Here is a 13,930-nt window from a genome sequence, read left to right as displayed (position 1 = left end):
TTATGAATCCGATTGCGGAAGAAATTTTGATGCATTATGGAATGCCCCGACGTTCTGGACGCTATCCTTGGGGCTCTGGCGAAAATCCATATCAGCATAGTGGAGATTTTCTGAGTCGAGTGGATGAATTAAAAAGTCAGGGTATGAGCGATACGGAGATTGCAAAAGCTATGGGTTTAACCACTACCCAATTCCGTACGCAGAAATCGTTAGCAAAAGATGAACGTCGTGCGCTGGATGTGGCGAGAGCAAAATCTCTTCGAGAAGATGGTTTGAGCTTAAATGAAATTGCGAAAGAAATGGGCTTCGCAAACGACTCTTCTGTTCGTTCGCTTTTGAATGAAAATTCTGAGGTTCGTATGAACCAAGCTAAGACAACTGCTGAAATTATCAAAAAGCAAATTGACGAAAAAGGCATGATTGATGTTGGTGCCGGTGTGGAACGTGAACTTGGAATTTCCAAGGAGAAACTGAATGAAGCACTCTATATGCTGGAGATGGAGGGTTATCCTGTTTACGGCGGACGAGTGGATCAGGTAACAAATCCTGGGAAGAAAACAACGCTTCGTGTGATTTGTCCTCCTGGAACAGAGCATAAAGAGATTTACGATTTTGAGAATATCAATTCTCTGAAAGATTATGTCTCTCATGATGATGGGGAATCTTTTGATCCCAAATTTGTTTATCCCAAAAGCATGGATTCAAAGCGGTTGCAGATTCGGTATTCGGAAGATGGCGGCGAATTGAAGGATGGTGTTGTGGAAATTCGAAGAGGTGTTGACGACCTGTCTCTTGGAGAATCCCATTATGCTCAGGTTCGCATCTTAGTTGACAAGACACACTACATCAAAGGGATGGCGGTTTATTCAGATGACCTTCCTGATGGTGTGGATGTTATGTTCAACACCAATAAGAAAAAAGGGACACCTAAAATGGATGTTCTGAAACCAATCAAAGATGACCCGGATAACCCGTTCGGTTCTTTAATTAAAGAGGGAGTTAATGACCCGGATAACCCCACTACTGAAAGAGGAGGTCAGAGTTACTACTATGATAAAAATGGGAAGAAACAGCTTTCCCTTATCAACAAGCGAGCAGAAGAAGGGGATTGGGGCGAATGGGCAGACAAGCTTCCATCTCAGTTTCTGTCGAAACAGAGTAGAACTTTGATAAAGAAGCAGTTGAATTTAGCGGCCGCAGACAAGCAGTCTGAATTTGATGAGATTTGCTCTCTTACGAATCCAACAGTGAAAAAGGTTCTTTTGAAATCTTTTGCTGATGACTGCGATGCAGCCGCTGTTCATTTACAGGCAGCCGCTCTTCCCAGACAGAAGTATCAAGTTATTCTTCCATTGACATCTATCAAAGACAATGAGGTCTATGCTCCGAACTACAAGAATGGAGAAACAGTAGCTCTTGTGCGGTATCCACATGGTGGAACTTTTGAGATTCCAATCTTAACTGTTAATAATAAGCAGCCAGAAGGAAGAAGAGTTCTTGGGAATACACCGGCAGACGCTATTGGCATTAACAAAAAGGTTGCTGACCGTCTTTCCGGAGCTGACTTCGATGGTGATACTGTCATGGTGATTCCTTGTAATTCTTCTAATAGTAGGGTGAAGATTACTTCCACTCCACAATTAAAGGGGTTGGAAGGATTCGATCCTAAGATGTCTTATGGGACCGTTAAGAAAGGTGACGATTATTGTAACAGCAGCGGTCAGAAGATTAAGATTATGAAAAATACCCAGACAGAAATGGGTAAGATTTCAAACTTGATTACTGATATGACTTTGAAAGGTGCTACTCAAGATGAGCTTGCAAGAGCTGTACGTCACAGTATGGTCGTCATCGACGCAGAGAAGCATAAGCTAGACTACAAGAAGAGTGAGCAGGACAATGGTATTACGGCTTTGAAGAAGAAGTACCAGGCTCACGATGACGATGATGGTTATGGGGGAGCTTCTACGCTGATTTCTCGTGCCAAGTCTGAGACTTCTGTGTTGAAAAGAAAAGGAAGCCCGATCATTGACAAGGAAACCGGAGAGCAAAGCTGGAAGAGCGTCAGGGAGGAGTACATAGATAAGAACGGAAAGACCCAGGTGCGGACTCAAAAGAGCACCAAGATGGCAGAAACCAGAGACGCTCGCACTCTCTCTTCTGGGACACCACAGGAAGAGGCGTATGCAGACTATGCAAATACTATGAAGTCCCTGGCGAATCAGGCCCGTAGGGAGATGGTTAATAGTGGAAAGATAGCCTATTCTGCATCAGCAAAACAGACATACCAGACAGAGGTTGATTCTCTTATGGGTAAACTTAATGTGGCTTTAAAGAACGCACCTCGCGAGCGTCAAGCACAGACCATGGCAAACTCTATTGTGGCCGCTAAGAAGAAAGACAACCCCGATATGACAAAGGCTGAAATCAAGAAGGCTAATCAACAGGCCCTTACCGCGGCCCGTACTGCTGTTGGTGCCAAGAGAACCCCTGTCGAGATTACAGATCGTGAGTGGGAAGCGATTCAAGCTGGCGCTATCAGCGAGAACAAGCTTACTCAGATCCTCAACAATACAAATATTGATACAGTCAGACAGAGAGCTACCCCTCGTGCAACAACAACCCTTAGCTCTGCCAAAGTAAATCGTATTGCGGCGCTGAATGCTTCTGGCTATAGCACTGCTGAGATAGCAGCAGCTTTGGGCGTTTCCAGTTCTACTGTGTCGAAGTATCTGAATGGAAAGGAGTGAACAAAGTAAATGGCGAAGAAGTGTATGCTTACAACCATTGACAATCCTTTTGATCCATTTGAACAGTTCACTTCATGGTTACTGTTTGATGAGGAAAAAGGTTATCATTCATGTTCGTATCTTGGTAGAATTGCCAGAACCTCGGATCAACTCTCCGATGAAGAGAATGACTTGGAAGTTGAACGAGCAATTGACGAGATTGTAAAATACGATTTCCGAAATATTTACAAAAAAGTTACGCGAGATGCGGTGGCTGTCTAGGTATCAGATGGTATAGGGGGGGGGGCAAAAAACGCGCCCCCTCCGTCATCGCGGCGGTCTTTAAAAATTCCCCGGGGGTATTTTTCGGAGAATGTTTTTACCTTCCGGCAGTATTTAACAGAGCTCATAAGGTTGGCTAAGTAATAAGCTGTGGTTCTTTTTACTCTTTTTTCTCCTTTCGGTAAAAAAGTTACAGTCAGCCTTGTGGGTTCTTTTAAATACTGCCGGAAAACTTTTATGAAACTATTGAAGAACAGACGGGAAGGAGGCAGTAAATGGCTAGAAAAGTAAAGAGTTCTGAATCGACAGGTTCTTCCAAAAAGATTCGTCCTGCTTTGACTCCGGAAGCAAGGGAACTTCAGATGATTTCTCTGGCTGTTGACCTAGCTGAAAGACAATTGCTGGAAGGGACTGCTTCTTCTCAGGTCATTACTCACTATTTGAAACTGGGCTCTTCCAGAGAGAAGCTTGAGAGGGAGAGACTGGAGGAAGAGAACAATCTGTTGCGGGCAAAAGTAAGAGCTATTGACTCCACAGATGAGATAAAAGATCTCTATAAGGACGCCATCAATGCGTTTCGTATATACAGTGGACAGGGTAACGATGATGATTAGGACATATTCGGAATTATCAAAATTGAAGACTTTTAAAGAACGATACGAGTATCTTCGTTTGGGCGGAGTCGTCGGGGCAGACACGTTTGGGTTTGACCGATATCTGAATCAGATTTTCTATCGGTCTATGGAGTGGAAGTCAGTTCGTGATTTTGTGATTGTGAGGGATAACGGATGTGACCTCGGAATAGAAGGTCGTGAGATATGTGGGAAGATATTGATTCACCATATGAATCCGATTTCCGTGGAGGATATTTTAAAGAGAAGCGATTTTCTTTTAAATCCAGAATTTCTCATCTCAACAATTCTTACAACACATAATGCCATTCACTATGGAGATGAAAGTCTTCTTGTCACAGAACCTATTGTTCGAAGCAGAAACGATACATGTCCCTGGAAACATTGATGGAGAGGAGGTTATAGCGATTATGGAAAGCATACTGACATCAATTAAAAAGATGCTGGGTATTACAGAAGAGTATGAGCACTTTGATTCAGATCTTATCATACATATCAATTCAATATTTATGATCTTGACGCAACTTGGTGTTGGTCCACCATCTGGATTCTCTGTTCAGGATAAAAGTGCTACATGGAAAGAATTCATTTCTGACGAGACAAAGTTGCAATTGGTAAAGTCGTATATGCAGATGAAGGTAAAGCTCCTGTTCGATCCGCCTTTGAGTTCTGCCGTAATAGCATCCATGGAAAAGATGATTGCTGAGGCGGAGTGGAGACTGAATGTTGCAGCCGAAACTGACGAGGAAAAGTCTGAAGAATACGAGTCCTACGATGGCGAGTATAGGGTAACGCCGAAAGCATTCCAATCTCAAATGCTGGATACTGAGAATAAAGTTCTGGATCGAAATATTGTGGTAACAGAAGTTCCGTATTACGAGACTGGGAACGCAGCAAACGGAGTGACATCATATATCGCAAAGGAGGGAGATTCAAAATGAGTAATGAAGCATTACTACAGCATCACGGGATTCTTGGGATGAAATGGGGCGTCCGAAGAACTCCCGAACAACTTGCAAGAGCAAGTGGAAAGAAGACGAGTTCCGATGATGAGGTGAAGAAGATGTCTGATTCGGAACTCCGCTCAAAGATCAACCGTCTTCAAATGGAAAAGCAGTATAAACAGCTTACCAGTTCAGAAATTTCTGTCGGTAGAAAGTTTGTACAGGATGTGCTGACCAATGCCGCAAAGCAGACCGCCACCAATTATGTATCGAAGTACATGACGAAGGGAATTGACGCGGTCATCAAGAAAGCAACAAGCAAGTAGGTGATTCAATTATGGCATTATCAAACACTGCCGTTCCCAAATACTACGGCATGTTTCGGGATGCCGTAATCAGGGGAGAGATACCGGTTTGTAAAGAAGTCTCTATGGAGATGAACCGAATTGACGACCTAATAGCCAATCCTGGTATTTACTATGATGACCAGGCCGTCGAAGGATGGATTGCCTATTGCGAATCAGAACTAACATTGACGGACGGTTCTGATTTGAATTTGCTGGACTCGTTTAAATTGTGGGGCGAGCAGCTTTATGGATGGTACTACTTCGTCGAACGAAGTGTGTGGGAGCCAAGTTCTGACGGACATGGTGGCCGATATGTGAATAAAAGAATCAAGCAGCGTCTGACGAAGAAACAATATCTTATCGTTGGGCGAGGAGCTGCTAAATCTTTGTATGACACCTGTGTTCATTCCTATGGATTGAATATCGACACATCCACGACTCATCAAGTCACGACAGCCCCTACCATGAAACAGGCTGATGAGGTGATGTCACCTTTTCGCACTGCGATTACAAGGTCGAGAGGTCCATTGTTCCGGTTTCTGACAGAGGGCTCTTTGCAGAATACGACTGGTTCTAAAGCAAAGAGAATGAAATTGGCCTCCACCAAAAAGGGTATTGAGAATTTTCTCACAGGTTCGCTTTTGGAAGTGCGGCCAATGTCCATCGCAAAGCTTCAGGGATTACGACCTAAGATTTCTACAGTGGATGAGTGGCTGTCCGGTGATACTAGAGAAGATGTGGTTGGCGCTTTGGAGCAGGGGGCGTCTAAATTGGATGATTACATCATTGTCGCCACGAGTTCTGAGGGAACAGTGAGAAATGGAGCAGGCGACACAATCAAAATGGAGTTGATGGACATTCTCAAAGGAGAATATATCAATCCTCATGTTTCCATCTGGTGGTACAAACTCGATTCTATCGATGAAGTGGGCAATCCAGATATGTGGCTGAAGGCAAATCCCAATATTGGTAAAACGGTAAGCTATGAGACCTATCAACTCGATGTGGAAAGAGCGGAGAAGTCTCCGGCGGCCAGAAACGATATCTTGGCTAAGAGATTTGGATTGCCGATGGAGGGCTACACCTATTACTTCACATATGAAGAAACTCTTCCTCATAAGAAGAGAAGCTATTGGCAGATGCCCTGCTCTTTGGGAATTGATTTGTCGCAGGGGGATGATTTCTGTGCTTTTACGTTCCTTTTCCCGTTATCGAATGGTTCCTTTGGAGTTAAAACCAGGAACTACATTTCTTCATCGACTCTGATGAAACTTCCGGCAGCAATGAGAATCAAATACGACCAATTCATGGATGAAGGAAGCCTGATTGTCCTAGAGGGAACCGTTTTGGATATGATGGAAGTCTATGAAGATTTGGATAACCATATCACAGAATTTGGCTATGACGTTCGTTGCTTGGGGTATGACCCATACAACGCAAAGGAGTTCATTGAGAGATGGTCTTCTGAAAATGGTCCGTTTGGAATCGAAAAGGTAATACAGGGTGCTAAGACGGAATCCGTTCCTTTAGGAGAGTTAAAGAAACTTTCTGAGGAGCGGATGCTTTTGTTTGATGAAGAACTTATGACCTTTGCAATGGGGAACTGTATCGTTATGGAAGATACGAATGGAAATCGTAAATTGCTGAAAAAGCGATATGACGCAAAGATTGATGCTGTGGCAGCTATGATGGATGCGTTTGTTGCTTTCAAGCTGAACAGAGATGCTTTTGAATAGGAGGTGACGATTTCAAAATGGAAGTTTCAATCGGTTCCAGGATTAAACATGCCTGGAACGCTTTTTTAAATAGAGACCCAACAGGTTTCTATCGGGACATAGGGGTTGGATATTCGTACAGGCCCGACCGTCCAAGACTCACAAGAGGAAATGAAAGATCTATCGTTACCTCTGTATATAATCGAATCGCATTGGATTGCGCTTCAATTAACATTCAACATGTCCGTCTGGACGACTCCGAAAGATTTCTTGAAAAAATTTCTTCGGGGCTAAATGATTGTCTGAATTTATCAGCCAACATTGACCAGACTGGGCGGGCTTTCCTTCAGGATGTTGTTTTGTCAATGCTCGATGAGGGATGTGTGGCGATTATCCCGGTGGATACGGATGATGACCCTGACACTACAGGCTCATATAAAATCGAGTCAATGCGAACCGGGAAGATTCTGGAATGGTTTCCGAATCATATCAAAGCAAGAGTTTATAATGAGCGGACTGGATTAAAGGAAGACATTGTAGTTCCAAAAGATACGGTCGCCATTATTGAAAATCCGCTTTATGCGGTGATGAATGAGCCAAACTCAACGATGCAGCGTTTGATAAGAAAACTGAATTTATTGGACGTTGTTGATGAGCAGAGCAGTTCAGGAAAACTCGATTTAATTATCCAGCTTCCCTATGTGATAAAAACAGAAGCAAGGCGTCAACAGGCTGAGAAGAGGCGTGTCGAGATTGAGCGTCAGTTGGCCGGTTCTAAATATGGTATTGCGTATACCGATGGTACGGAGCGAATCACACAGTTGAATCGTTCTGTGGAAAATAATCTGATGAAGCAGATTGAATATCTAACGAGTATGCTATACAGCCAGTTAGGTATCACTCAGAGCATATTGGATGGTTCCGCAGACGAGAAGACCATGCTGAATTACTACAACCGTACTATTGAGCCGATCATTTCAGCAATCGTTGACGAAATGAAACGTAAGTTCCTTACTAAAACAGCCAGGTCTCAAAAGCAATCGATTCTGTTCTTCCGTGACCCCTTCAAACTTGTACCAGTAGCTGATCTGTCAGAAATTGCTGACAAATTCACAAGAAATGAGATTATGACATCAAACGAAATTCGCCAGATTATTGGTATGAAACCGTCTGATGATCCAAAAGCTGATGCGCTGAAGAACAGCAATATCAGTGAGGCCAAATCTGATCCTTCAAACGGTAGTTCTGATGTCGAATCCAATGAAAGTGATGCCGGAGCCGATTATGACAGTATCGTAAACGAGCTGCTTGACGGTCTTGAAAAGGAGATTGATGAAATTATAGGAAGCTATGTTTCGGATGATGAGGAGGAGACCTAATGGATATTAACGAGCCTCTTCAACACTATGCATCTCCTTATTACGACCCGGTGAAAGCTCATGAATATTATATGAGAACCAGAGAACTCAAAGGGCGTCGTTCCACAACGAAGCTTAACGATGAGGGAAAGAAAGTCTGGGCTTATACAAAAAATGAGATTTCTGGTGAGAAGAAGGAAAAGGTAAAAGAAGAACAGGAAAAACGGAAACAAAAAATTGCTGAGCTGAGAGCAAAGGCCAAGGCGACCCGAGAGCAGATCTCGGCTAAATTAAAGGAACTGAATACTCAGCTTACCGAGGAATCTTCATCGAGAAGGAGTGGGGTTGACTCCCGTAAAAAATCTGATTTGGAGGATATTGGAGAAGAAGCAGAAGACCAGAAAGAGCGTATCGATGAAAAGAAGAATACTGAGATCGAACGCTTAATGGCAATAGAAATTCCATCCGGGTTATCCAAAGAGGAAAGGGCAAAGCGAGTAGCGGAGCGAAATGAGAAAATCGCAAAGCTTCGTGATGATGCCAGCGAGGATAAATCTAAGGTGAGTGAGCAGGCGAAAGCTGAAAAGGAAGAGGTGAGAACTTCCGCAAGTCTTAAGAAGAAGCGAATTACCGAGGACACCAAAGAAGAAAGGGCTGATAATTCTGCGAATGCTAAATCGGAAAGAGAAAAAGTTAGTACAGAGTTAAAGGCTGCCGTTACCGCCGCAAGGGAAGCTTATAAAGCGGCAAAAGAAAATCTTGATGCCACTTATGAAGATCTTTATCAGCAAGAGTTTGACAAGATAGCTTCCGAATATAAAGCGGTAAAGAAGAGGAAACGGAGGAAGTAGCAATGGCTTTCGCACAATACTGATAGAAGGAGTGATTTTCAAAATGGAGAAATACGATTTTAGTGGTTGGGCCACTAGAAACGAACTTCTTTGCACCGATGGTCGTACCATCAAAAGGGATGCGTTTAAGAACCAGAATGGACAAACTGTTCCCCTAATTTGGGGACATAATCATTCTGATCCCAATTGTGTACTCGGTCATGGGGTACTGGAAAATCGTGATGAGGGCGTCTATGCCTACTGTAGTTTCAATGACAGTGAATCCGGACAGGCAGCGAAAAAGTTGGTTAAGCATGGAGATGTTCGTTCACTTTCTATTTGCGCTGGTCAGCTTAAACAGGCCGGAGCGAATGTGGTGCATGGGGTTATCTATGAGCTGAGTCTTGTTCTGGCTGGAGCTAATCCGGGAGCTTTCATTGATTCTGTCATGGCTCACGGTGAGACTTCAGAAGACCGTACCATTATTGGATATGACGAGAACATTATGATTTATCATTCCGCCGAGGAGGATGACAAGTCCGAGGAAAAGGAGACGGAGGAGAAATCCGAATCTAAGGAAGATAAGACTTCTGAAGAAAAAACTGAGGAAGATGACGAGACAATTGAGCAGGTATTTAATACCCTCAATGAAAAGCAGAAAAATGTGGTTTATGCAATGATCGGACAGGCTATTGGGGAAACCGATAAGCCTGAAGATAAAAATGATGACGATTCTAAAGGAGGAAATGTCGAGATGAAGCATAATGTGTTTGACAACGATAAGAAAAACGAAACCGGTGGCTTTCTGACGCATTCCGCGCAGGAAGATATCATCAAGATGGCGAAGACCAGCCAGGTTGGTACTTTCCAGACAGCGCTTCAGCTTTATGCGGAGCAGAACGGTCTTCAGCATGATGCTGTCAGCGGAGGATTTGTTCAGACCGGCGATGGAAACGTGACGAGTCTGTTCCCGGAATATCAGGAAGTGCGTCCGGGGGCTCCCGAACTCATTACCAATGACCAGGGCTGGATTACCAATGTGATGAAGAAGGTACATAAGAGCCCGATTTCCAGAATCAGAACCAGCCAGACCGATATTCGCGGTATTGATACACTTCGCGCCAGGGGCTACAAGAAAGGAAAAGAGAAGAAGCAGGCCGGAAATTTCAAGCTGGTACGCAGAACCACCGATCCGCAGACCGTTTATGTGAAGAATGCTCTGCATCGCGATGACATTGTCGATATCACGGATTTCGATTATGTAAAGTATCTGTATGACATCGACCGCCTGATGCTCAATGAAGAGCTAGCTATTGCAATGATGCTGGGGGACGGTCGTGATGATGGTGATGAGGGTAAGATCGATCCGGATAAGATCAGACCTATCTGGACCGATGATGACCTGTATACCATTCATGTAGATTTGGATGTTGCCGCCGCAAAAAAGGAACTTCAGGGTACTAATACCGGTGTGAACTTTGGCGAGAACTATATTTACGCTGAATCAATGATCAATGCGGTTTTGTATGCAAGAGAGGATTATAAGGGTACTGGCACTCCCGATATGTACATCACTCCTCACATGCTCAATGTAATGCTCCTGGCTCGTGATATGAACGGCCGCCGCATTTATAGCTCTAAATCAGAGCTGGCTTCTGCTCTGAATGTCGGGGAAATCCATACGGCTGAGCAGTTCGAAGGCAAGACTCGTAAGACGGACGACAGCAAGACCAAGAAGCTGCTTGCCATCATCACGAACCTGAATGACTACTCTCTGGGTGCTGCGAAAGGCGGCGAAGTTACCCACTTCACGCAGTTCGATATCGACTTTAACCAGGAGAAGTCCCTTCTGGAAACCAGATGCTCCGGCGCTCTGACCAGAGTGTACTCTGCCATTGCGATTGAAGAGGACGTAACGGTAAACCCTTAATCAGCTTCTCCGTTAGTCCCGAAGATGGAGAAGCCAATCTGTTCGGGAAAACCGTAAATTCGTTACAGGAGAATATTGTTATCGGAGAGTCTGAGATTACCGGTACATTGAAGCATGTTACTGGATACACGGGATTTAGCAGTAATACTTCTGAGCAGGAAGGAAACTATCTTGCTTTGAAAGTTGATGCTGATTTCGAAGATGCGGTTGCGACCGTTGAACTCGTAGGCGGTACTAAAGGGCCGGTCACGCTTGATGATGACATGAACATTGTACTCCTTATCAAGAATAAGGATACTCAGAGCATTAAGGTGACGGTATACGATGGAGAAAATTCCACTACGAAGACTTATGGGCTTACTGGATTGACTTTGGAGACAGAGTAAAGGAGAAAATTCAAAATGGCAAAGTTTTTTGGGAAAATCGGCTATGCAGTATCAAAGGATGTTCGTCCGGGTGTTTGGGACGGGGAAATTACTGAGCGAGAGTATTTCGGCGATTTGATTCGGAATACCAGTCGGTATCAGACTTCCGATAAACTCAATGACGATATCAACATTTCCAATGAGATCAGCATCGTGGCCGATCCTTTTGCCTATCAGAATTTTCACGCAATGCGGTATGTCGAGTTCATGGGAGCTAAGTGGAAGATTTCCAGTGTTGAAGTACAGTATCCGCGTCTGATTCTGACGGTAGGAGGTGTATATAATGACTGATCGACGACTCGCATTCCACAATCTACTGTGCAAGATTTTATCTTGCCCGATAGAAGGCGAACAGTGCCGATGTTATTTTCAGCCTCCGGAATCTATTAAGATGAATTACCCCGCCATTGTATATAGCCTTGATGATGTAGACAAGACATATGCAAACGATGGGGTATATTTATCTAATCGAAGATATGCCGTTACCGTTATTGATAAAGATCCGGATACAGACTTGGTGCAGAAAGTAACGAATTTACCGATGAGCCGGTTTGACCGGCATTTCAAAAAAGATAACCTGAATCACTACATTTTTAATGTGTTTTTCTAAGATTGGAGGAATAATTCAATGAAACTTGTTTGGGATAAAGTTGGAGAACGGTTATATGAAACCGGTTGCGATCATGGTGTTCTTTATCCGATTCAGACCGGCGGAAAGTACAACAAGGGTGTTGCATGGAACGGTCTGAGTGCTGTAACGGAGAGCCCTTCCGGAGCAGAGCCTTCCCCGATCTATGCGGATAATATCAAGTATTTGAATCTGATGTCCGCAGAGGATTTTGGCGGTACGATCGAGGCGTATACCTATCCGGATGAATTCGCAGAATGCGATGGTTCTGTAGAGATTGCGCCTGGTGTGTTTGCGGGGCAGCAGAGCAGAAAGGTATTTGGCCTTTCTTATCGTACTATCCTGGGAAATGATGTGGATTCTGATGACTATGGTTACAAGCTTCATCTGGTGTATGGCTGTTTGGCATCGCCTTCTGAGAAAGGCTATCAGACCAAAAATGACAGTCCGGAACCGATTGCACTTTCCTGGGAGTTCAGCACAACTCCAGTAGAGATTACGAAACTGATTGAGGGAAAGCGAATTCGTCCTACCGCAATTCTCACTTTTGATTCTACAAGAGTAGATGCCAAGAATTTGGCCACTCTTGAGGAAATTCTTTATGGCAAAGATCCGACTGGGCCGGAAGGAGAAGACGGTGTCGAGCCCAGACTTCCTCTCCCGGACGAAGTGATTGCGATCATGACAAAGGAAAACCCTTAATGAGCCTTTCTGTTAAGCCTGAAGACGGAGAGGCTGTTTTATTTGGAAAAGCAGTGAATGAATTGCAGAGTGATGTGGTTGTTGCTGATGATGAAGTGACAGGCACTCTGAAGTATGTCGATGGTTATGTTAATTTCAGCAGTAATACTTCTGAACAGTCGGGAAATTACCTGGCTCTTAAGATTGAAGCTGAGCCGGCTGAAGCAGAAACGGTTGTTGAGCTTGTTGGCGGCACCAAAGGACCGGTTACGCTCGATGACGATATGAACATCGTACTCCTTATCAAGAATAAGGATACTCAGAGCATTAAGGTGACTACCACATATAACGAGGAAAGCATCACAAAGACTTATGGTCTTTCTGGGCTTACCTTAGAAACAGAATAACGTATAGGAAGCCTCGTATTCAATGTGCGGGGCTTCTTTTTATTTGAAAGGAGAAAAAAATATGTTGAAGAAAGCTATTCCCTATATCGATCTGAACGGTGTCGAAAGAAAAGAGGATTTCTATTTCCATCTGTCAAAGCCGGAAATTGTCAAGATGCAGACAAGCGTAAAGGGCGGCTATGATGTACAGCTCAAAAGTATTGGTGCCGGTGCTGATGGCGGCCAGATTATGGAATTCTTTGAAGACCTCATTAAGAAAGCTTACGGTGTTAAGAGTGAAGATGGCCGTCGCTTTATGAAGTCGGAGGAGATTTCCAGATCCTTTATGGAATCTCCTGCTTATGAGGTTCTCTTTGAGGAACTAGTTACGAATGACAAGGCGGCAGCAGACTTTGTGAATGCAGTGATGAACATCGGCAATTCTGCCACGACTTCTGCAATCGCTGCAAACACTCAGAATTAAAGGAGAGGTGAGAGATGCTCCGAATCACAATACCATCCACAGAATTCTGGGATGAAGTGAAGCAAGAGTTTGTTTACACAAAGGCTCAGACCTTGCAATTGGAGCATTCTCTTGTTTCTCTTTCAAAATGGGAATCGAGATGGAATAAGCCGTTTCTGACGAAGCAGGAAAAAACTTTGGAAGAAACCATCGATTATGTAAAATGTATGACTCTTACACAGAACGTGAACCCGGAAGTTTATAACTATCTGACAAACAGTAATATCAACGAGGTCAATCGGTATATTGCTCTTCCTATGACTGCCACCCGGTTTTTCGAGGAGAAAAAAACGCAGGGAAGCAGGGAGCAGATTACGGCAGAACTCGTTTATTACTGGATGATAGCTTTAAACATTCCATTTGAATGTCAGAAATGGCATCTCAATAAACTGTTCACTTTGATAAGAGTATGCGATGTGAAGAGCAGGCCGCCGAAGAAACATAGCCGCAGAGAAATTATGAAACGGAATGCGGCACTAAATGCGGCTCGTAAAAAGAAGTGGAACACGAAAGGGTGATT

16 protein-coding genes are annotated in these 13,930 nt (G+C 43.9%); all 16 read left to right on the top strand.

Annotation, left to right across the window (positions count from 1 at the left end; genetic code table 11):
• Positions 1-2 precede the first annotated feature (2 nt).
• The 16 genes from EV209_RS15680 to EV209_RS15600 all read left to right on the top strand — a co-directional run bounded on the left by EV209_RS15680 (position 3) and on the right by EV209_RS15600 (position 13,928).
• Positions 3-2,750, top strand: coding sequence for a helix-turn-helix transcriptional regulator (locus EV209_RS15680; RefSeq protein ID WP_130436406.1), 2,748 nt, complete (start codon positions 3-5; stop codon positions 2,748-2,750).
• Positions 2,751-2,759: 9 nt separating this feature from the next.
• Positions 2,760-3,011: a hypothetical protein gene (locus EV209_RS15675; RefSeq protein ID WP_006781005.1), complete on the top strand. Its 252-nt coding sequence runs from the start codon at positions 2,760-2,762 to the stop codon at positions 3,009-3,011.
• A gap of 275 nt (positions 3,012-3,286) precedes the next feature.
• Entirely contained in the window at positions 3,287-3,625 is a 339-nt protein-coding gene (locus EV209_RS15670) for a hypothetical protein (RefSeq protein WP_006781004.1), read from the top strand.
• A gap of 365 nt (positions 3,626-3,990) precedes the next feature.
• Positions 3,991-4,584, top strand: a complete 594-nt coding sequence (locus EV209_RS15660; RefSeq protein WP_243647615.1) for a phage head-tail connector protein — start codon at positions 3,991-3,993, stop codon at positions 4,582-4,584.
• Positions 4,581-4,913 carry a DUF7211 domain-containing protein gene (locus EV209_RS15655; RefSeq protein ID WP_007868739.1) on the top strand — a complete coding sequence of 111 codons (333 nt, stop codon included), beginning with the start codon at positions 4,581-4,583 and terminating at the stop codon, positions 4,911-4,913. The genes EV209_RS15660 and EV209_RS15655 overlap by 4 nt, the downstream gene beginning before the upstream one ends.
• An 11-nt stretch (positions 4,914-4,924) precedes the next feature.
• The gene (locus EV209_RS15650; RefSeq protein ID WP_130436404.1) at positions 4,925-6,670 is read left to right on the top strand and encodes a terminase TerL endonuclease subunit; all 1,746 of its coding nucleotides are present in this window, start codon (positions 4,925-4,927) and stop codon (positions 6,668-6,670) included.
• Between the two features lie 17 nt (positions 6,671-6,687).
• Positions 6,688-8,028: a phage portal protein gene (locus EV209_RS15645; RefSeq protein WP_130436403.1), complete on the top strand. Its 1,341-nt coding sequence runs from the start codon at positions 6,688-6,690 to the stop codon at positions 8,026-8,028.
• Complete coding sequence (locus EV209_RS15640; protein ID WP_130436402.1) at positions 8,028-8,858, top strand: hypothetical protein; 831 nt, start codon at positions 8,028-8,030, stop codon at positions 8,856-8,858. The genes EV209_RS15645 and EV209_RS15640 overlap by 1 nt, the downstream gene beginning before the upstream one ends.
• A gap of 43 nt (positions 8,859-8,901) precedes the next feature.
• Positions 8,902-10,767, top strand: coding sequence for an HK97 family phage prohead protease (locus EV209_RS15635; protein ID WP_130436401.1), 1,866 nt, complete (start codon positions 8,902-8,904; stop codon positions 10,765-10,767).
• Between the two features lie 263 nt (positions 10,768-11,030).
• Complete coding sequence (locus EV209_RS16810) at positions 11,031-11,153, top strand: hypothetical protein (RefSeq protein ID WP_279387346.1); 123 nt, start codon at positions 11,031-11,033, stop codon at positions 11,151-11,153.
• A gap of 15 nt (positions 11,154-11,168) precedes the next feature.
• Positions 11,169-11,483 carry a DUF7253 family protein gene (locus EV209_RS15625; protein ID WP_130436399.1) on the top strand — a complete coding sequence of 105 codons (315 nt, stop codon included), beginning with the start codon at positions 11,169-11,171 and terminating at the stop codon, positions 11,481-11,483.
• Positions 11,476-11,802: a hypothetical protein gene (locus tag EV209_RS15620; RefSeq protein ID WP_130436398.1), complete on the top strand. Its 327-nt coding sequence runs from the start codon at positions 11,476-11,478 to the stop codon at positions 11,800-11,802. Before EV209_RS15625 ends, EV209_RS15620 begins: the two co-directional genes overlap by 8 nt.
• A gap of 18 nt (positions 11,803-11,820) precedes the next feature.
• Positions 11,821-12,522: a hypothetical protein gene (locus EV209_RS15615; RefSeq protein ID WP_130436397.1), complete on the top strand. Its 702-nt coding sequence runs from the start codon at positions 11,821-11,823 to the stop codon at positions 12,520-12,522.
• Entirely contained in the window at positions 12,522-12,908 is a 387-nt protein-coding gene (locus EV209_RS16520; protein WP_207220621.1) for a hypothetical protein, read from the top strand. The genes EV209_RS15615 and EV209_RS16520 overlap by 1 nt, the downstream gene beginning before the upstream one ends.
• Positions 12,909-12,969: 61 nt before the next feature.
• Positions 12,970-13,371, top strand: a complete 402-nt coding sequence (locus EV209_RS15605) for a hypothetical protein (RefSeq protein WP_130436396.1) — start codon at positions 12,970-12,972, stop codon at positions 13,369-13,371.
• 14 nt (positions 13,372-13,385) lie between these two features.
• Complete coding sequence (locus EV209_RS15600) at positions 13,386-13,928, top strand: hypothetical protein (protein ID WP_006780990.1); 543 nt, start codon at positions 13,386-13,388, stop codon at positions 13,926-13,928.
• The last annotated feature ends 2 nt before the right edge of the window (positions 13,929-13,930 follow it).

This window comes from Cuneatibacter caecimuris (assembly GCF_004216775.1).
Lineage (GTDB): Bacteria > Bacillota > Clostridia > Lachnospirales > Lachnospiraceae > Cuneatibacter > Cuneatibacter caecimuris.
Note: the sequence above shows the minus strand (reverse complement) of the source record. Positions and strands in the feature narration are given on the sequence as shown.